The organism is Variovorax sp. CF313, from assembly GCF_000282635.1.
GTDB lineage: Bacteria > Pseudomonadota > Gammaproteobacteria > Burkholderiales > Burkholderiaceae_C > Variovorax.
Map to the genome: position 1 here is coordinate 1 of NZ_AKIW01000025.1, position 18,508 is coordinate 18,508.

Genomic DNA, 18,508 nt, shown 5'->3' on the forward strand with positions numbered 1-18,508 from the left:
CGCCAACCCCCTACCGGGGGCGTGCCGGCCGCTTCGGGCGGCCGTGCGCGGCGGCCCCCTGTGAGCGGACCGGCGATGTCTGACAACGCTCGGCCCCCAGCACCTGCCGTTGTCCCCGCCAATTTCCAGAGCTTCCTGGGCTTCGACTTCGGCGCCAAGCGCACCGGCGTGGCCAGCGGCAACCGGCTGCTGCGCACCGCCAGCCCGCAGGCCACCATCAAGGCCGAGGGCGCCGATGCCCGCTTCGCGCAGGTCGAGGCGCGCATCAAGGAATGGCAGCCCGACGCGCTGGTGGTCGGCGTGCCCTACCACCCCGATGGCGCCTCGCACGAGAACACCCGCCGCGCGCAGAAGTTCGCGCGCCAGCTGCGCGGGCGTTTCAATCTTCAGGTGTTCGAGGTCGACGAGCGTTACAGCACCACCGAGGCGCTGGCCTCGGGCGCACGCGATGCCGATGCGGCTTCCGCCTGCATCATCCTGGAGCAATTCTTGAGGAGTCTCCCGTGAGTTCAATCCCCGACGCCGAAGCGCTCTACACGAAGCTGCTCGCCGGCGTGAAGCCGCTGATGCGCCCCGAAACGAAGCTGGTGGGCGTCACTTCCGGCGGCGCCTGGCTGGTCGAGCGGCTGCAGAAGGACCTGGGCCTGAGCGGCGCGCCCGGCATCATCTCGTCGGCCATGCACCGCGACGACTTCGCGCGCCGCGGGCTCTCGGCCAGCGCGCAGACCTCGCTGCCCTTCGACGCGAATGGCGCCGACGTACTGCTGCTCGACGACGTGCTCTACACCGGCCGCACCATCCGCGCCGTGCTCAACGAGCTGTTCGACTTCGGCCGTCCAGCCAGCGTGCGGCTCGCCGTACTGGTCGACCGCGGCGGGCGCGAGCTGCCGGTGGCTGCCGACTTCGCCGCCACCACGCTCACCTTGCCGAACACGCAACTGCTTGCCCTCGCCCGCGCCGAAGATGGCGCCTTCAGCCTCAAGGTGGAGGAAAACCGCTGATGCTCTACAAGCGAAACCCCCAGCTCAACAAGAACGGCGAGCTGATCCACCTGCTGTCGATCGAGGGCCTGCCCAAGGACATCGTCACGCACATCCTCGACACGGCCGCCAACTTCACCAGCGTGAGCGACCGCGAGGTGAAGAAGGTGCCGCTGCTGCGCGGCAAGAGCGTGTTCAACCTCTTCTTCGAGAACAGCACCCGCACCCGCACCACCTTCGAGATCGCGGCCAAGCGCCTCTCCGCGGACGTCATCAACCTCGACATCGCGCGCTCTTCGGCCACCAAGGGCGAGTCGCTGCTCGACACGATCGCCAACCTCAGCGCCATGGCCGCCGACCTGTTCGTGGTGCGCCACAGCGAGTCGGGTGCGCCGTACCTGATCGCTCAGCACGTCGCGCCGCACGTACACGTGGTGAATGCTGGCGACGGCCGCCATGCGCACCCGACGCAGGGGCTGCTCGACATGTACACGATCCGCCACTACAAGAAGGACTTTGCGAACCTCACGGTCGCGATCGTCGGCGACGTGCTGCACTCGCGCGTGGCGCGCTCCGACATCCATGCGCTCACCACGCTCGGCTGCGCCGAAGTGCGCGTGGTCGGCCCCAAGACGCTGGTGCCGAGCGACATGGCCGGCATGGGCGTGCGCGTGTGCCACACGCTCGAAGAGGGCATCAAGGACTGCGACGTCGTCATCATGCTGCGCCTGCAGAACGAGCGCATGAGCGGCGCGCTGCTGCCGTCGTCGCAGGAGTTCTTCAAGACCTTCGGCCTCACGCCCGAGAAGCTGCAGCTGGCCAAGCCCGACGCCATCGTGATGCACCCCGGCCCCATCAACCGCGGCGTGGAAATCGACTCCGCCGTGGTCGACGGCAAGCAAAGCGTGATCCTGCCGCAGGTCACCTTCGGCATTGCCGTCCGGATGGCCGTCATGAGCATCGTCGCAGGCAACGAAGCATAAAGATGTTGCTCGCCCCCCGTCTTCGCGCACTTCGTGTCGCTTCGCCAACCCCCTGCCGGGGGCAACACCGGTGGCCCGGCGGAGCCGGTTCCACGGTGTTTCCCGAAAAGGCCCCGACTGCCACCGGAAGAACAGACGCATGAACATTCTTATTTCCAACGGGCGCGTGATCGATCCCGCCTCCGGCGTCGACAAGAAGGCCGACGTCGTCATCAGTGATGGCCGCATTGCCGGCATCGGCAACATCCCCGCGGGCTTCAAGGCCGAGCGCACCCTCGATGCCACGGGCTGCATCGTCGCCCCCGGCCTCGTCGATCTCGCCGCGCGCCTGCGCGAGCCCGGCTACGAACACGAAGGCATGCTCGAAAGCGAAATGGCCGCGGCCATCGCCGGCGGCGTCACCAGCCTCGTGTGTCCGCCCGACACCGACCCGGTGCTCGACGAGCCCGGCCTTGTCGAGATGCTCAAGTTCCGCGCCGAGAAGCTGCAGCGCGCACGCCTGTTCCCGCTCGGTGCGCTCACGCGCGGCCTGGCCGGCGGCGTGCTGACCGAGATGGCCGAACTCACCGAAGCCGGCTGCATCGGCTTCAGCCAGGCCGACGTGCCGCTGGCCGACACGCAGGTGTTGCAGCGCGCGCTGTCGTACGCCAGCACCTTCGGCTACACCGTGTGGCTGCGTCCGCAGGACCGCGACCTCGGCAAGGGCGTCGCGGCCAGCGGCCCGCTCGCCACGCGGCTCGGCCTCGCGGGCGTGCCCGTGTCGGCCGAGACGATCGCCATCTTCACCATCGTCGAGCTGATGAAGGCCACCGGCGCGCGCGTGCACCTGTGCCGCATCTCCAGCGCGCGCGGCGTGGCACTGGTGCGCGAGGCCAAGGCGCAGGGCCTGCCGCTGACCTGCGACGTCAGCATCAACTCGCTGCACCTGGCCGACACCGACATCGGCTACTTCGACAGCCGCGCCCGCCTGAACCCGCCGCTGCGCCAGCAGGGCGACCGCGACGCGCTCTCGGCCGCGCTGGCCGACGGCACCATCGACGCGCTGGTGTCCGACCACACGCCAGTCGAGGCCGACGCCAAGACGCTGCCCTTCGCCGAGAGCGAACCGGGCGCGACGGGCCTCGAACTGCTGCTGCCGCTCGCGCTGCAGTGGGGCGAGCGCAGCGGCGCGGGCATGGCGCGCGCCATCGAGGTCATCACCTCGGCGCCGGCGCACCTGCTGGCGTCCGCCGACGCGGGCACCGGCATCGGCCGCCTCGTCGAAGGCGGCGTGGCCGACCTGTGCGTGTTCGACCCGGCGCTCGAATGGCAGGTGCAGCCCGATGCGCTCAAGAGCCAGGGCAAGCACACGCCGTTCGCCAGCTACCCCATGCAGGGCCGCGTGCGCCACACACTGGTGGCAGGCCGCGTCGTCCACGGCTAGAAATGAAGCTCGCCCCCAGTCTTCGCGCACTTCGTGTCGCTACGCCAACCCCCTTGCAGGGGGCAACACCAGCGGCCCGGCAGAGCCGGTTCCGCGGTGTTCCGCGACCATGCATTGACATTGAAGCAAGTAGCTGAGAGGGCGCACGTCTGATGTTTCATTCGCTGAAAGCCTGCTGGCGCCTCCTGCATGCGATCGCGCATGCGCTGGCCGGCTGGTGGACGATCCGTTTCACCTTCCCCGGCCTCTCGCAGCCCGAGCGCAATGCACGCGTGCAGGCATGGTCGAAGCGCATGCTCGAGATCATGGGCATCACGCTCAAGGTGCAGGGCACGCCGCCGCCCGAAGGTCCGGTCCTGCTGATCTGCAACCACCTCTCCTGGCTCGACATCACCTGCATCCACGCGGCACGCCATGTGCGCTTCGTGTCGAAGTCGGACGTCAAGAACTGGCCGCTGATCGGCACGCTGTCGAATGGCTCCGGCACGCTCTACATCGAGCGCGAACGCCGCCGCGACGCGCTGCGCGTGGTGCACCACATGACCGAGGCGCTGTGCAACGGCGACCTGATCGGCGTGTTCCCCGAAGGCACGACCAGCGACGGCCGCGGCCTGCTGCCGTTCCATGCCAACCTGCTGCAGGCGGCCATTTCCTCGGGCGCACCCGTGCTGCCCGCTGCACTGCGTTTTGCCGATGCGGCCACCGGCGAAACCAGCCAGGCCCCGCGCTACATCGACGACGACAGCCTCGCCGCGTCGCTATGGAACACGCTGCGTGCGCCGCCGCTGCTGGCCATCGTGCGCTTCGGCGAACCGCAGCATCCGCACGGCCGCGAGCGCCGCGCCTGGGCCCAGTCGCTGCATGAAGACGTGCAGCAGCTGCGCCGCGAGACGCACTGACGAGAGAGACAAAAAAAGCGCCCCACGAGGGAGGCGCTTAACGGCGCACGGATGCGCCGTGAGGAGGAACCGATCCGTTTCTTCTTCGACTTCGCTTTTCTTCTTGTTTCGTCAAAGAATCCCGAAGATCTTCAGGCCGATGATCACGATCAGGGGTACGCCGCACAGCCAGAGGATGATGCTTTTCACGATCAGGTCTCCTTGAAACAGGCAGGCCTGCAGACTGGCCGCGGCGCAGCCTCACCGGTGCGGGAGAAAGCAAACCATGCGCGTGGGCGGGTGCCTACACGAGGAGCAACCCGGTCGGATCAGTAGCGTTCCTCGTAATAGCGGCGGTGCTGTTCGCGCTCCCATTGCCGGCGACGCCATTCACGGCGCTCGGCGCGGCGTTCTTCCCAGCGCGAGTCGGGCTCGTAGTAGACCGGAGGCGGAACCGAGTACGCGGGCTGCTGGTAGCGCACCGGCGGCGGGGGCTGGTAATAGGTGGGCGGCGGCGTATAGACGGGCGCCGGCTCGTAGTAGACCGGCGGCGGCTCGCTGACGACCACGCCCGGCACGCCGATGCCGATGGACCAGCTCGTTTCTGCATTGGCCGATGCGGCCATGCCCAAGGTGCCTGCGGCGACGACGCCGACAGCGGCGAGCTTGAGAACAGTTCTGCGAAAAGTCATTGGGGACTCCTGGAAGGCGGAAAAAATAAGCCCTCATGGGTGTCCAACGCGCCGGTCCCCGCAATCGCGCACTTCGCTGCTGTGAAGAACGTTCCCAGATGTGACGAGCCCGGTCGCGATCGGTGCGGCGGCCGTCAGCCCCTAGCCGCTGCGTGCAGGCAGATCGCGCTGCGGCGGGCCGCCAATCGCGCATTTGCCACCGATTCCGGCATCGACTTCGGCACCCACGCGGAAGCGCACGACCCTAGCATGAAAGATCCCGTGTTCAACTTCACCAGACCTTTCATGTCAAACAATCTGCTCGTCAACTTCAACCTCGACCAGCTCGGCGAACCGCGCGAATACCGGCCGCCGGCCGAACGCGTCATCGAAGGCGACATCGTGTGCCGCAACTGGGACGTCGACAGCGCCAAGGACGGCAAGGTGCGCGCTGGCGTGTGGGAGTCGACACCCGGTGTGAACCATTCCATCAAGGGTGAGACCTGGGAGTTCTGCCTGATCCTGTCCGGCCTGGTCGAGATCACCGAGGCAGGTCAGAGCCCGGTGACTTACGGAGCCGGCGACTGCTTCATCATGAAGCCTGGCTACGTCGGCACCTGGCGCACCATCGAAACGGTGCGCAAGGTGTGGGTCATGGCTTGAGGGGGAGAGAGCCGAGCGTGTGGATCGCGCCGTGGCCGGTGCATGACATGACATCGGCGCGCCGGCATTCGACGAGATCGTGCAGCGCGGCGCACTCACCACCGGCCTGACCTGGCACCTCGCGCGCCTGCGCTGGTCGTGGACATGGATCCAGGGACTGATCGCTTGTTGGCACATGTCGTGCTTGAGCGTTTCCTTTCGTCCTTTTCGCCATTCCACCCAACGGAGTTCCATGTGAAGCGTGCTGCCCCCGCCCTGTTCCTGAAGCCCCTGGCCGCCTGCGCGGCAATCGCGACCCTGGCCCTGGCCGCCCCCCATGCGATGGCACAGGAAAAGACGATGCGCATCGCCATGACGGCAGCCGACATTCCGCGCACGCTGGGCCAGCCCGACCAGGGCTTCGAGGGCAACCGCTTCACCGGCATTCCGATCTACGATTCGCTCACGCAGTGGGATCTGTCGAAGGCCGACACACCGAGCGTGCTGGTTCCCGGCCTCGCCACCTCGTGGGCAGTGGACGCCAAGGACAAGACCAAGTGGGTCTTCAAGCTGCGCCCCGGCGTCAAGTTCCATGACGGTTCGGCCTTCTCCGCCGACGCGGTGGTGTGGAACGTGCAGAAGGTTCTCGACAAGGACGCCCCGCAGTTCGACCCCAGCCAGGTCGGCGTGACGGCTTCGCGCATGCCCACGCTCAAGTCGGCGCGCAAGATCGACGACACGACGGTCGAGCTCACCACCAGCGAGCCCGACGCCTTCCTGCCGATCAACCTCACGAACCTGTTCATGGCCTCGCCCGCGCAATGGCAGAAGAAGTTCGATGTCGCCGCAGGTTCCACGCCTGCCGACAAGGCCAAGGCCGCCTGGACCGCCTTCGCCGCCGACCCCGCCGGCTCGGGTCCGTTCAAGGTCACGCGCTTCGTGGCGCGCGAGCGGCTGGAGCTGGCCGCCAACAAGGGCTACTGGGACGCCAGGCGCGTGCCGAAGATCGACAAGGTCGTGATGCTGCCGATGCCCGAAGCCAATGCGCGCACCGCCGCGCTGCTGGGCGGTCAGGTCGACTGGATCGAGGCGCCCGCGCCCGACGCCATGGCGCAGATCACGCAACGCGGCTTCAAGATCTATTCGAACGCGCAGCCGCACGTATGGCCATGGCAACTCTCGTTCGCCGAAGGCTCGCCCTGGCTCGACAAGCGCGTGCGCCAGGCGGCCAACCTGTGCATCGACCGCGGCGGCATGAAGCAGCTGCTGGGCGGCATGATGGCCGAGCCTAAAGGCACGGTGCCGCCGGGCCACCCGTGGTTCGGCAAGCCCAGCTTCGACATCCGCTACGACGTGAAGGCCGCGCAGGCCCTCATGACGCAGGCCGGCTACTCCGCGGCCAAACCGATCAAGGTGAAGGTGCAGATATCGGCCTCGGGCTCGGGCCAGATGCAGCCGCTGCCGATGAACGAGTTCGCGCAGCAGTCGCTCAAGCAGTGCTACTTCGACGTGCAGTTCGACGTGATCGAATGGAACACGCTCTTCACCAACTGGCGCAAGGGCGCGAAGGACCCCTCGGCCAATGGCGCCAACGCGGTCAACATCAGCTTCGCAGCGATGGACCCGTTCTTCGCGATGGTGCGCTTCGTGAGCACCAAGGCCTTCCCACCGGTGTCGAACAACTGGGGCTACTACGGCAGCCCCGAGGTCGACAAGCTGGTGGCCGACGCGCGCACCAGCTTCGACGACAAGGTGCGCGACGCCGCGCTCGCAAAGCTGCACACGCACATCGTGGACGACGCGCCGTTCGTGTGGATCGCCCACGACGTGGGGCCGCGCGCACTCTCGTCCAAGATCAAGAACGTGGTGCAACCGAAAAGCTGGTTCATCGACATCGCCACCATGACGATGGACTGACCCCCTCCCGCAGCCAGCCACGAGCCATGTTCGCCTACCTCCTGCGCCGCGTGATCTACGCCGTGCCGATCATGATCGGCGTGGCCCTCGTGTGCTTCCTGCTCGTGCACATCGCGCCCGGCGATCCGCTGGTGTCGATCCTGCCGCCCGATGCGTCCGCCGAACTGCAGGCGCAACTGCGCGAGCTGTACGGCTTCAACCGTTCGCTGCCCGAGCAGTTCGCGATGTGGCTGTGGCGCGCGATGCACGGCGACCTGGGCGTGTCCATCGCGAGCAATCGCGCGGTGGCCGGCGAGGTGTTCACCGCCGTGGGCAACACGCTGCGGCTGGCGGTGGTGGCCACCTTCATCGGGTTCGTGCTGGGTTGCCTCTTCGGCTTCGTAGCGGGCTACTTTCGCGGCTCGTGGGTCGACCGGCTGGCCTCGGTGTTCTCGGTATTGGGCGTGAGCGTGCCGCACTACTGGCTGGGCATGGTGATGGTGATCGTGTTCTCGTCGCAGCTCATGTGGCTGCCGGCCACCGGCGCGGGCCCCAGCGGCTCGGACGACTGGGCGTGGGACTGGGCGCACCTGCAGTTCCTGCTGCTGCCGGCGCTCACGATGTCGGTGATTCCCATGGGCATCATCGCGCGCACGGTGCGCGCGCTGGTGGCCGACATCCTCGACCAGGAGTTCATCGTGGGCCTGCGCGCCAAGGGGCTCACTCACCTCGGCGTGTTCCGCCACATGGTGAAGAACGCGGCGCCCACGGCGCTGGCCGTGATGGGCCTGCAGCTGGGCTATCTGCTCGGCGGCTCGATCCTCATCGAGACCGTGTTCTCGTGGCCGGGCACCGGCTTCCTGCTCAACTCGGCCATCTTCCAGCGCGACCTGCCGCTGCTGCAGGGAACGATCCTTGTGCTGGCGCTGTTCTTCGTGCTGCTGAACCTGCTGGTCGACGTGCTGCAAACCTTGCTCGATCCGCGCATCGCGCGCGCCTGAAGAAGAAAGCCGCCAAGCAATGTCCACCGTGCTTCCCATCTCTTCCGCCGTTGCCGTCGAACCCTTGCCGGCCCAGCGCTCTCGCGGCTACTGGGTCTCGGTGTGGCTGCGTCTGCGGCGCGACCCGGTCGCCGTCGGCGCGGCCATCGTCGTGTTGCTGCTGATCGCGCTCGCTGTCTTCGGCCCATGGTTCGCGCCGGCCGACCCCTACCAGTCGTCGATGCTCAAGCGCCTCAAGCCCATAGGCACCGAGGGCCTTCCGCTGGGCAGCGACGAGCTGGGCCGCGACATGCTCTCGCGCCTTATCGTCGGCGCGCGGCTGTCGCTGTTCATCGGCATCACGCCAGTGCTGTGCGCCTTCGTGCTGGGCACGATCATCGGCATCGTCGCCGGTTATGCGGGCGGGCTGACCAACACGCTGATCATGCGCACCATCGACGTGTTCTACGCCTTTCCCTCGGTGCTGCTGGCCATCGCCCTGTCGGGCACGCTGGGTGCGGGGGTGGTCAATTCGTTGATCTCGCTGACCATCGTGTTCATTCCGCAGATCGCGCGCGTGGCCGAGAGCGTCACCACGCAGGTGCGCACTCGCGACTACGTGGAAGCGGCGCGCGCTTCGGGCGCCAGCCCCTTCATCATCGTGCGGGTGCATGTGCTGGGCAATGTGCTCGGGCCGATCTTCGTCTACGCCACCAGCCTGATCGCGGTGTCGATGATCCTGGCCTCGGGCCTGTCGTTCCTGGGTTTGGGCGTGAAACCGCCGGAACCCGAATGGGGCCTGATGCTCAACACGCTGCGCACTGCGATCTACGTGCAGCCATGGGTCGCTGCGTTGCCGGGCGCGATGATCTTCATCACTTCGATCTCTTTCAACATCCTGTCCGACGGGCTTCGCTCGGCGATGGACAACAAGGGGTGAAGCCATGGACGCACTGAAGGATATCGGCGGCCCCGCCCAACCGCTCCTCACCATCAAGGACCTGGTCAAGCACTTCCCGCTCAAGAAAGACCCGCTCGGCCGCGGCGGTGGCGTCGTGCGGGCGGTCGACGGCGTGGACTTCGAGGTGCTCAAGGGCGAAACGCTCGGCGTGGTCGGCGAGTCGGGCTGCGGCAAGTCGACCACCGCCCGACTGCTGATGCAGCTGATCGAGCCGACGCGCGGCGAAGTCGTGTTCGACGGCCGCGAAGTCGGCAGCCGGGACCTGCCGCTGAAAGAATTCCGCCGCCAGGTACAGATGGTGTTTCAGGACAGCTACGCCTCCCTCAACCCGCGCCTCACCATCGAAGATTCGATTGCCTTCGGGCCGCAGGTGCACGGAGTGTCGCGGCGCGAATCGGTTGAACGTGCGCGCGACCTGCTCGCCCGCGTGGGCCTGTCGCCGCAACGCTTTGCCGAGCGCTACCCGCATGAACTCTCGGGTGGCCAGCGGCAGCGCGTAAATATCGCGCGGGCCCTCGCATTGCAGCCGCGCATGGTGATTCTCGACGAGGCCGTCTCCGCGCTCGACAAATCGGTGGAGGCTCAGGTCATCAACCTGCTGCTCGACCTGAAGGCCGAGTTCGGGCTGACCTACGTGTTCATCAGCCACGACCTCAACGTGGTGCGCTACGTGAGCGACCGCGTGATGGTGATGTACCTCGGCCAGGTGGCCGAGATCGGCCCGGCCGATGCGCTGTACGGCGCACCCGCTCACCCCTACACGCGTGCGCTGCTTTCTTCCATGCCGTCGATGGACCCGGACCACCGCACCGAAGAAGCAGCGCTCGCGGGCGATCCGCCGAACCCCATCAACCCGCCCTCGGGCTGCCGCTTTCATCCGCGCTGTGCGCTGGCCGCGCCGGTGTGCGCCAAGGTCGTTCCCGAGCGCATCGTCACCGGCTCGCAGCACGCGGTGAGCTGCCTGATCCACGAGGCGGGCAGCGGGCATCCGATGGCCATCGAAACCCCGAGGAAAGCAGCATGAGCGACAACGATAAACCGATGGTCCGCCTGCGCGACCTCAGCGTCACCTTCAGCGGAGGTCGCAAGCCGGTGCACGCCGTCAGCGGCGTGAGCCTTGAAGTGCAGCGCGGCGAGGTCGTCGCGCTGATCGGTGAATCCGGCTCAGGCAAGAGCGTGACCATGCGCACCCTGCTGCGACTGCACCCCGAGCGCCGCACCCGCATGGGCGGCACGGTGCAGGTGGCCGGGCGCGACGTGCTCGCGATGTCGCAGCGCGAGCTGGCCGACTTCCGCGGCAAGGTCGCATCGATGATTTTCCAGGAGCCGCTGCTGGCGCTCGATCCGGTGTATTCGGTGGGCGCGCAGATCGTCGAGTCGATCCGACGGCACGAATCGGTCACGCAGGCCGAGGCGCAACAACGCGCGCTGGCGCTGTTCGAGCGCGTGCGCATTCCGAGCCCCGAACGGCGCCTGCAGGCCTATCCGCACGAGATGTCGGGCGGCATGCGCCAGCGCGCCATGATCGCGCTGGCACTCGCCTGCAAGCCCCAGCTGCTGCTGGCCGACGAGCCCACCACCGCGCTCGACGCCACGGTGCAGATCCAGATCCTGCTGCTGCTGCGCGAGCTGCAACGCTACCTGGGGCTGTCGGTGATCTTCGTCACGCACGACATCGGTGCCGCCGTCGAGGTGGCCGATCGCATCGCCGTGATGTATGCGGGCCGCATCGTCGAGGAAGGCACTGCGCGCGAGCTGATCCGCTCGCCGCGCCATCCGTACACGATTGCACTGCTCAAGAGCCGCGCGCATGGTGCGCTGGCACGCGGCACGCGGCTGGAAACCATCGGCGGCGCGCCGCCCGACCTGTCCGCGTTGCCGCCCGGCTGTGCCTTTGCCGAGCGCTGTGCGCTCGCGAGCGATGCCTGCCGCGCGGCGCAGCCGTCGGTGCTCGAGCTTGCACCCAGTCATCGCGTGCGCTGCATTCATACCGATGCGGCGGCGGCCATCGCGCCGGTGCTCGTCGCCTGACTGACCACCCCCACACGCCCCATCCATCGCCATGCCCCTGCACGACCCCGCCCACGCCTTCGTTCCGTACCCCGATGCGCCAGTGCCGCGCGCTGCGACCGGTCCGCTCGTCGACCTGAGCTTTGCAGCAAAAGACCTGTTCGATGTGGCCGGTTACCCCACGGGCGGCGGCAACCCCATCGTGCTGGCGATGTCGGGCATCAAGACCCGCACCGCGCCCACGGTGCAGAAACTGCTCGATGCCGGCGCACGCTTCGCCGGCAAGACCGTGACCGACGAACTTGCGTTCTCGATGAACGGCAACAACGCGCACTTCGGCGCACCGGTCAATGGCGGCGCGCCGCTGCGCATCGCGGGCGGCTCGTCGTCGGGCTCGGCCTCGGCGGTGTCGTCGAATCTGTGCGACTTCGCGCTTGGTACCGACACCGGCGGCTCGGTGCGTGCGCCGGCCAACCACTGCGGCCTGTACGGCCTGCGTCCGACGCACGGCCGCGTGAGCCTCGAAGGCGCGCTCGACCTGGCGCCGAGCTTCGACACCTGTGGCTGGTTTGCGCGCGACGTCGGCACATTTGCGCGCGTGGCCGATGTGCTGCTGGGTGCCGACGCGGCCACCTTGCCCGAGCGCGTGCGGCTGCTGCGGCCCGATGACGTCTGGGCGCTGGCCGTGCCCGCCGCGGCCGATGCGCTCCAGGGCGCGGCCGGCCGCGTGCAGGACCTGCTCGGCCCCGCGCAGGGCACGACGGTGGCGCTGGAATCCTTCGACGCGATGTACTGGCACTTCCGCTACCTGCAGTCGCGCGAGGCCTGGCTCACCGACGGACCGTTGATCGAGCGCTACGCGCCGCCGCTCGGACCGGGCGTGGCCGAGCGCTTTGCCTGGTCGCGCGAAGTGACCGATGCGCAGGTGACGACCGCGCGCATTTTCCGCACGGCCTTTCGCGCGCACCTGACCCACCTGCTCGGCACCGACGGCGTGCTGCTCCTGCCGACCATGCCAGACATCGCGCCGCTGCGCAGCGACAGCGAGGCTTCGATGGAGGACTACCGCAACCGCGCGATCCGCATGCTGTGCATTGCGGGCCTGGCGGGCTTTCCGCAGCTGTCGATTCCGCTGGCCACGCGCGAGGGTGCGCCGCTGGGTATTTCGCTGCTCGGGCCGGCCGGGTCGGACCGGTCGCTGGTTGCGCTGGCACAGCGAATCGTGGGCTGAAGCCGGGGCTTCAGAGCCGCACGCTGCCGCTCTGCCGAAGAAGGCAGATGTCGCAATCGACGCCGCCCCCCGCGCGTTCGATCACCACGAAGTCGCCCGCATCCACCGCCAGCAGCGCGTGATGCCAGGTGCCGGGCGCAAGCACCACGCCCTGGCGCCCGTCGGTGACGAAGGCCGCGAGTTGCTTCGCTGACGTGGGCGCCTCGCCCGCGCGGGCGACCACGATCACGAAGCGCCTGTCGCCCAGCGGCACGAAGGTCTGGCTGCCGAGCGCATGGCGCTCCATCTCCGATACCTCGTGCGGAAAGCGCCGCGCCTGCGCGCGGAACAGCGCCAGCATCGGCCGGCCGCCTTCGGCGTCGAGCCGCAGGTCGTCGAGCAGGTCGAAGCGCCGCGCATTGCCGCCGTTGATGGGCCGGCCTTCGACGGCGGGCGCCTCGATCGCGATGCCATACGGCGTGAAGGCTTGGGAAGTCAACGGCTTCGCCACGAGTGCCACGGCGCCTGTTGGGAGGTCATTGTTCATGTCTCGATTGCAGCAGAAATGTGGCCCACGCGGGTCATGTGCCGGGTGTGACCGGCACGCTGCCGACTGAGCCGAACATGGCATTTGGCGAGGCGACCGGTATCCTCAAAAAGCGACTCCGGCTGAGAGGGACTTTCCTACGATGCCCGGCGGCAGGCGCTTTGTCATGAGCGGTCGCAGGAGCGGCGGGGCGTTTGTCTCGGTGGAGAAGGGGCGAACCGCTCATGTGCGCATGCGGTGCAACTTCTACAGTGACTTGACGGCCAAACGCTCTGTGCTCAGACGGTAGAAAGCGGTGCCGGTTCGTCGACACACTGGAGAAGCGCATGAAATCGCACAGTCTGCCACCAGGAGCTTTCGCTCACGGACTGCAACGCTTCGATCCACTCATGCTTCAGAGACCATGCCCGCTGTCTTGATGGATTCCGATCTGCCTGAAGGCTGGAGCTGCTCGGTAGAGCTCGAGATTTCTCTTGATGGCGCCTACACCGCGCGGGCCGAACTGCGGCACGAAATCACGCGGTGCTGCGTGCTGTTGGTTACCCAGCAGCCGACCCGTGAAGCCGCGATCGAATGCATGAAGTCGCGTGCCTCTCGCTTCATAGAGGAATGGAATGCAAGATCGCCATAGCATGGTGTTACGCGACGCGGCATCCGAAGGCGGGCGCACGTACATATCGGGGGCGCTCATGCTGTAAGCCACTCCTTATGTGGCTCAACAGCGGGCATCTGGCGCTCGCATCCGAGGCATGCATTCCCGCAATCGTGCCGCCGTCCCTGACGGCTCAAAAGGGCCGTTGTCGAATCGCGCTCAATGACTTAGTCGACCTCTGCAGATTCGGCGCATCCTGCTCGGTGCGTTGGGATGAATCGTGATTGACTAGCAGAAGTCCGCTTCGCGCTCGAGCGACTGCTGAAGTATCAGCTACCGGGCCAAGAGCCGCCAGTTGCAGCAGTAGGAAGCAGCCCATGTCGACAAGCGCGGCGCAATACCGCTGCATGTCCGTTTCGAAGAACCTGTTAGGCATCAACCCAGCCTCTTGTGAAACGTGCAAAGTTGTACTCGTCGATGACCTTAATCGCGCTAGATCCGTCAGCGCCATTCTGCAAATTTTTCGACAAACCAGTTGCAATGGCTTTCGTCATCCACAGGAAATCGAGATACTTTCCGACAGGGTCTTTTGCGTAGTGACAGCCGTAGCCGCGTGCGATCTTGTCGTCCCAAAGAGGCAAGAAACTTGGGGCCAGAAGATGCAGCGCTTTAGCAGTGGCAACGGGACTCTGCGTTCCCTTTTTAGATCCGCTCCGAATCGCCAGCGCAGCAGAAAAACCTTTGAAGAGCCTTCGAACGAGAGACTCGTCAGCTTCGCCGAATTCCAAGATGTTCCGCGTACGGAGGCTCTCCAGATAGGACATATTCTTCTCTATGCATCGCTCAAGCTTAAAGAAGTCAAACTGCCCATACCGATAGAAGGCTTGGTTCCAGGTGAGAAGGAGAACACCCATTCCGTCTGCCACCTCCCGCGCGTTTCCCCAGTGGTGATTCACCAAGAAGGTAGCAGTTTTGTACATGGCTTCGCGAGGAAGGTTCTTCCTGAATGCCTTGCTGCCGCGCAGGATTACTCTCTGTCCAGGCAAATCCTTGGCTGTCATCACTCTTGCTCCTTTTATTCCTATCGCAATGCAGCAGTTCAGCCGCCCGCGACGCCAGCACCTTCAACGGCTTGCATGGGAGCTTTACCAAACAATCTTTTTCTCGTTTCCCCAACCTTCGCGCCCCGTCTTTACGCCCCTGTGTTCCGGCGTCGCCTGGATGCGGAAGACAAGGCGCCCGTTCTCAGGGCCGCCTTGGTGTACGCGAAAGCCAACGATCTTTCCGCCGAATCGGGGCGGCTCGTTCTGGCCGTCATGAAGGTAAAGGTCTCCGCCCTCGGCCACGAGCCGTTCGGCGGTCGGCACTGAGACGACCCAATAGCCGCAGTCGTATTCGTACGGGTTGGCGGCGTCTTTGACTTTGTGGGTGTTTCCGAGGCGTTCGACGAGGTGAAGGGCTGGCATTCGGTTCGCTCCTGTGAGCAGCAATTGTGCAATCGACCGAGGCGAGCCCGTCAAATCGAAGTCGATGTCCGGTGCTCGCTGCGCTCCGCGGCAGCTCTGCCGATGCCTGCAGGCGGTAGCGAAATGCTCGCCCGGGGCTCGATGGAGCCTCAGTGCCCGCGAGCCACGCCGGGCAACACGTCCTGTGCGGGCGAGGCGCGCCGACGACCGAGTACCGCAAGGCTGAGCCCTGCGGTCAACGAAGCTCCGAGCCCGCCGTACAGCATGACCCATCCGAAGCCATGGGTCACGGCGGCCTGGAGGATCGCGCCGGCGGCATCCGGTGCAGCCAGCGTCGCCAACATCTGCTGCGCGCCCGCCACGTCCCCGCCGGCAAGCCGCTCGGCCAGCGCACGCAGCCGCGCTGCATCGAGCGCCGGCCCCAGCGCCGTGCGCAGCGCGGCCAGGATGCCCGCCACGAGCACCAGCCCCATCACGGCGATGTTGATGGCCAGGGTGATGAGGCGTGCGCTGACGTCCATGCCCGAGGCCATGCCGGCGCGGTTGGCGGGCACCGAGGCGGTGGTCATGTTGGTCGCGGGCGTGGTGGTCAGGCCCAGACCGATGCCGGCGATCAGCGCGCCGGGCAACACCGTCCAGTTGCCCAGGTGCGTGAGGCTGCTGCCCAGCTTCATCAGCGCGAAGCCCAGGCCGATCAGGAACAGGCCGGCGGGGATCACGAAGCGCGCCTGGTAGCGCAGCAGCAGCCATTGCGCGATCGGCGGCATCACAAGAAAGGGCACCGTGTAGAACAGGAGCGCCAGCCCGGCAGTGGTGGTGTCGTAGCCCAGGCCGGCGGAGAAGTACAGCGGCAGGTAGATCATGAACGGCCAGTAGCTGCAGTTCATGCCGATGCAGCCGAGGATGGCGCCCGAGAAGTCGCGGATCTTGAACACCGAGAAGTCGAACATCGGATGCGGATGCAATCGCTCGACCGCGACGAACGCGATCAGGCTGAACACCGTTGCCGCTGCCAAGCCCAGCGCGGCCGTGCTGGTCCAGCCCAGGCCCTCTCCCTGCGTGATGAGGGAGGTGAGCCCGAGCACCGCGACGGTCAGCGTGGCGATGCCGGCGAGGTCCAGCTTCTGCTGGCGGGCCTGCGGGTCGCTGGACTCCGCCACGCCGGCCATGATCAGTGCCAGGCCCAGCAACGTCAGCGGCGCGTGCACCAGGAAGACCCAGTGCCAGCTGGCCAGCGCGACGATGACGCCGCCGATCACCGGGCCGAAGCCCAGACCGATGCCGGCTACCACGCCCCAGATCGCGAAGGCGCGGCCGCGTGCCTTGCCGTCGGGGAACTGGTGCGACAGGATCGCAATGGAGCAGATGAACATCGCGCCGCCGGCCATGCCCTGCAAGAAGCGGCTGGCGATCAGCACCGCTGTGCTGGGCGCCAGGCCGCACAGCAGCGATGCGATGCCGAAGGCCATTACGGTGAGCGCGAACACGCGGCGCCGCCCGTAGCGGTCGGCCAGCGTGCCGGTGGCCATCAGCACCGTGGTGCAGGCGATGGTGTAGGCGTTCATGATCCATTGCAGGTCCTGGAAGTCGGCGTGCAGCCGCGCTTCCAGTACCGGCAGGATGATCGGCACGCTGGAGATCTCCAGGCCGAACAACAGTGCCGCCAGGCAAATGGCGGCCAGCGCAAGGGTGGGATGGCGAGGGGTGGAAGAAGACATCGGCGCGTCGTGAAAGGAAAGAAGGTCGACAGTGGAAACAGGAGGTTCCAGGCATTCTCAAGACCCTGATTTCATTACGCAAATGATTAAATTTCCTTCCATTCAAGAAGCTGGTTCATTAATCTAGCGCCATGAGCTTCGACACCGGCCTGCTGCAGGCATTCATCGCCGTCCACCAGGCCAACGGCTTCACCCGTGCCGCCGAGCAGTTGCACCTGACGCAATCGGCGGTCAGCCACCAGATCCGCCGGCTGGAAGAACTGGTCGGGCGCCCGCTGTTCCACCGCACCACGCGGCGCCTGAGCCTGACCGCCGACGGCGAGGACTTCCTGCGCCATGCCGAGCGCATCCTTCAGGCGCAGGACGCGCTGACGCGGCACTTCCGCTGCTCGCCCATCGAAGGCACGGTGCGCTTCGGCGTGCCCGAGAGCTTCATGAGCGAGGGCCTGCCGCAGCTGTTGCGCCAGTTCTCGCGCAGTTGCCCCAACGTCCGGCTGGAGGTGAGCGTGGGTCTGACGCTCGACCTGGCCACGATGGTGCGCGAGCGCGAGCTCGACCTGGCGGTGGTGGTGTCGGTCTCGGGCGCGGTCGAGGGCACGCTGCTGCGGCGTCTGCCGATGGTATGGGCCGCTGCCGAGGGCTTCGAGCGCCCCGACGGCGCCTCGCTGCCGCTGGCCTATTCGCCGACGCCCTGCGTGTGCCGCCAGGTCAGCATCGATGCGCTGAACAAGGCCGGCATCCCCTGGCACGGCGCCTTCAGCTCGCACAGCCTGCAGGACCTGCGCACGGTCGCGCTGAGCGGCCTCGCGGTGGCCACGTTCACCCGCGACAACCTGCGCCCGGGCATGGTGGCGCTGGACGAGCGCGACGGCCTGCCCGCGCTGCCGACGCTGGACTTCACGCTGGCCTACGGCGAAGGCGACGCGAAGGAGCGCAGTCCGGCCGTGGTCGAGCTCGGCCGCCTGATCGAACAGGCCGAGTGGGCCCGCCAGGACAAGCCCGCGCGGCGACCACGCCGCACGCTGCGCGTGGCGTAACGCCGCCTCGACGCCTGGCTGAAACCGGACCACGCGAACCTGGAGGCCTCGTACGCGGTCCTCGATGAGCGCGAGCGCCCGTATTACGAGCACAGACTACGCGGCGTAGGGCTATGTGCGGCCGCCATTTGCCGACGGCAGCTTCAGACTGGCAATCGACATTCGCTTCTGGACAACGAATGCCGGCTGTAGCAGCAAGTGGCCATAGGGACCAGCGGAGCACGGCCGACCGGTCTGCGGCCCGAACCCAGGCGTTCGCATTGACCGTGCACGGTGCCACCGCCATTGATTGCCTTCCTTGTTGATGAGAACTGGTCCTGGTCCCGGCGCAGGCCATAGTCCGCCAGACGCACGGTATAGGTGGCCCGAGGCTCAGGCACTACATCTTCGAAGTTGAAGGGCACTTCGTTCAAGGCACGAGCAGAGGCAGAAGTAAGGCTCTATCAGATTCGCAAGAGATTCTTCGATCTCAAATGTTGATCTGCAAGGCGGCGCGTCCCTGCTCGACATGCCA

The 18,508-nt window shown here is 66.7% G+C and carries 19 protein-coding genes; 13 read left to right on the forward strand and 6 right to left on the reverse strand.

Going from position 1 to position 18,508, the window contains the following annotated elements; all coding sequences use genetic code 11:
* Window positions 1-75: 75 nt before the first annotated feature.
* The 5 genes from ruvX (at window position 76) to PMI12_RS08230 (ending at window position 4,285) form a co-directional block, all read left to right on the forward strand.
* The gene (gene ruvX, locus PMI12_RS08210) at window positions 76-507 is read left to right on the forward strand and encodes a Holliday junction resolvase RuvX (RefSeq protein WP_042673047.1); all 432 of its coding nucleotides are present in this window, start codon (window positions 76-78) and stop codon (window positions 505-507) included.
* Window positions 504-1,001, forward strand: coding sequence for a bifunctional pyr operon transcriptional regulator/uracil phosphoribosyltransferase PyrR (gene pyrR / locus PMI12_RS08215; protein WP_007830976.1), 498 nt, complete (start codon window positions 504-506; stop codon window positions 999-1,001). Before ruvX ends, pyrR begins: the two co-directional genes overlap by 4 nt.
* On the forward strand, window positions 1,001-1,963 hold the full coding sequence (locus PMI12_RS08220) for an aspartate carbamoyltransferase catalytic subunit (protein ID WP_007830977.1): 963 nt from the start codon (window positions 1,001-1,003) through the stop codon (window positions 1,961-1,963). The genes pyrR and PMI12_RS08220 overlap by 1 nt, the downstream gene beginning before the upstream one ends.
* 139 nt (window positions 1,964-2,102) lie before the next feature.
* Complete coding sequence (locus tag PMI12_RS08225) at window positions 2,103-3,386, forward strand: dihydroorotase (protein WP_007830979.1); 1,284 nt, start codon at window positions 2,103-2,105, stop codon at window positions 3,384-3,386.
* Between the two features lie 152 nt (window positions 3,387-3,538).
* The gene (locus PMI12_RS08230; RefSeq protein ID WP_007830981.1) at window positions 3,539-4,285 is read left to right on the forward strand and encodes a lysophospholipid acyltransferase family protein; all 747 of its coding nucleotides are present in this window, start codon (window positions 3,539-3,541) and stop codon (window positions 4,283-4,285) included.
* A 308-nt stretch (window positions 4,286-4,593) separates the two neighbouring features.
* Here the strand turns inward: PMI12_RS08230 and PMI12_RS08235 are convergent, their stop codons facing one another.
* Window positions 4,594-4,956, reverse strand: coding sequence for a hypothetical protein (locus PMI12_RS08235; protein ID WP_007830982.1), 363 nt, complete (start codon window positions 4,954-4,956; stop codon window positions 4,594-4,596).
* A gap of 285 nt (window positions 4,957-5,241) precedes the next feature.
* Here PMI12_RS08235 and PMI12_RS08240 point away from each other — a divergent pair, with 285 nt between their 5' ends.
* The 7 genes from PMI12_RS08240 (at window position 5,242) to PMI12_RS08270 (ending at window position 12,655) form a co-directional block, all read left to right on the forward strand.
* Window positions 5,242-5,598 (forward strand): cupin domain-containing protein, encoded by a 357-nt coding sequence (locus PMI12_RS08240; protein ID WP_042673053.1) that lies wholly within the window; start codon window positions 5,242-5,244, stop codon window positions 5,596-5,598.
* Window positions 5,599-5,832: 234 nt separating this feature from the next.
* Window positions 5,833-7,494 (forward strand): ABC transporter substrate-binding protein, encoded by a 1,662-nt coding sequence (locus tag PMI12_RS08245; RefSeq protein WP_007830984.1) that lies wholly within the window; start codon window positions 5,833-5,835, stop codon window positions 7,492-7,494.
* Window positions 7,495-7,520: 26 nt separating this feature from the next.
* Window positions 7,521-8,474, forward strand: coding sequence for an ABC transporter permease (locus tag PMI12_RS08250; RefSeq protein WP_007830985.1), 954 nt, complete (start codon window positions 7,521-7,523; stop codon window positions 8,472-8,474).
* Between the two features lie 19 nt (window positions 8,475-8,493).
* The gene (locus PMI12_RS08255) at window positions 8,494-9,393 is read left to right on the forward strand and encodes an ABC transporter permease (protein WP_007830986.1); all 900 of its coding nucleotides are present in this window, start codon (window positions 8,494-8,496) and stop codon (window positions 9,391-9,393) included.
* A gap of 4 nt (window positions 9,394-9,397) precedes the next feature.
* A complete protein-coding gene (locus PMI12_RS08260; RefSeq protein WP_007830987.1) occupies window positions 9,398-10,438 on the forward strand; it encodes an ABC transporter ATP-binding protein in 1,041 nt (346 codons plus the stop codon).
* Window positions 10,435-11,445: an ABC transporter ATP-binding protein gene (locus tag PMI12_RS08265; protein ID WP_007830988.1), complete on the forward strand. Its 1,011-nt coding sequence runs from the start codon at window positions 10,435-10,437 to the stop codon at window positions 11,443-11,445. The genes PMI12_RS08260 and PMI12_RS08265 overlap by 4 nt, the downstream gene beginning before the upstream one ends.
* Before the next feature lie 31 nt (window positions 11,446-11,476).
* Complete coding sequence (locus PMI12_RS08270; protein WP_007830989.1) at window positions 11,477-12,655, forward strand: amidase; 1,179 nt, start codon at window positions 11,477-11,479, stop codon at window positions 12,653-12,655.
* 10 nt (window positions 12,656-12,665) lie between these two features.
* Here PMI12_RS08270 and PMI12_RS08275 read toward each other — a convergent pair whose 3' ends face one another.
* The 5 genes from PMI12_RS08275 to PMI12_RS08290 all read right to left on the reverse strand — a co-directional run bounded on the left by PMI12_RS08275 (window position 12,666) and on the right by PMI12_RS08290 (window position 16,957).
* The gene (locus tag PMI12_RS08275; RefSeq protein ID WP_007830990.1) at window positions 12,666-13,181 is read right to left on the reverse strand and encodes an ureidoglycolate lyase; all 516 of its coding nucleotides are present in this window, start codon (window positions 13,179-13,181) and stop codon (window positions 12,666-12,668) included.
* 394 nt (window positions 13,182-13,575) lie between these two features.
* Entirely contained in the window at window positions 13,576-13,872 is a 297-nt protein-coding gene (locus PMI12_RS28665; RefSeq protein ID WP_157632158.1) for a hypothetical protein, read from the reverse strand.
* 329 nt (window positions 13,873-14,201) lie between these two features.
* Entirely contained in the window at window positions 14,202-14,834 is a 633-nt protein-coding gene (locus PMI12_RS08280) for a hypothetical protein (protein ID WP_007830991.1), read from the reverse strand.
* A gap of 84 nt (window positions 14,835-14,918) precedes the next feature.
* On the reverse strand, window positions 14,919-15,239 hold the full coding sequence (locus tag PMI12_RS08285; RefSeq protein ID WP_007830992.1) for a hypothetical protein: 321 nt from the start codon (window positions 15,237-15,239) through the stop codon (window positions 14,919-14,921).
* A gap of 149 nt (window positions 15,240-15,388) precedes the next feature.
* A complete protein-coding gene (locus PMI12_RS08290; protein ID WP_007830994.1) occupies window positions 15,389-16,957 on the reverse strand; it encodes an MFS transporter in 1,569 nt (522 codons plus the stop codon).
* 131 nt (window positions 16,958-17,088) lie between these two features.
* Between PMI12_RS08290 and PMI12_RS08295 the strand changes: the two genes are divergently transcribed.
* Window positions 17,089-17,994: a LysR family transcriptional regulator gene (locus tag PMI12_RS08295; protein WP_007830996.1), complete on the forward strand. Its 906-nt coding sequence runs from the start codon at window positions 17,089-17,091 to the stop codon at window positions 17,992-17,994.
* Window positions 17,995-18,508 lie beyond the last annotated feature (514 nt).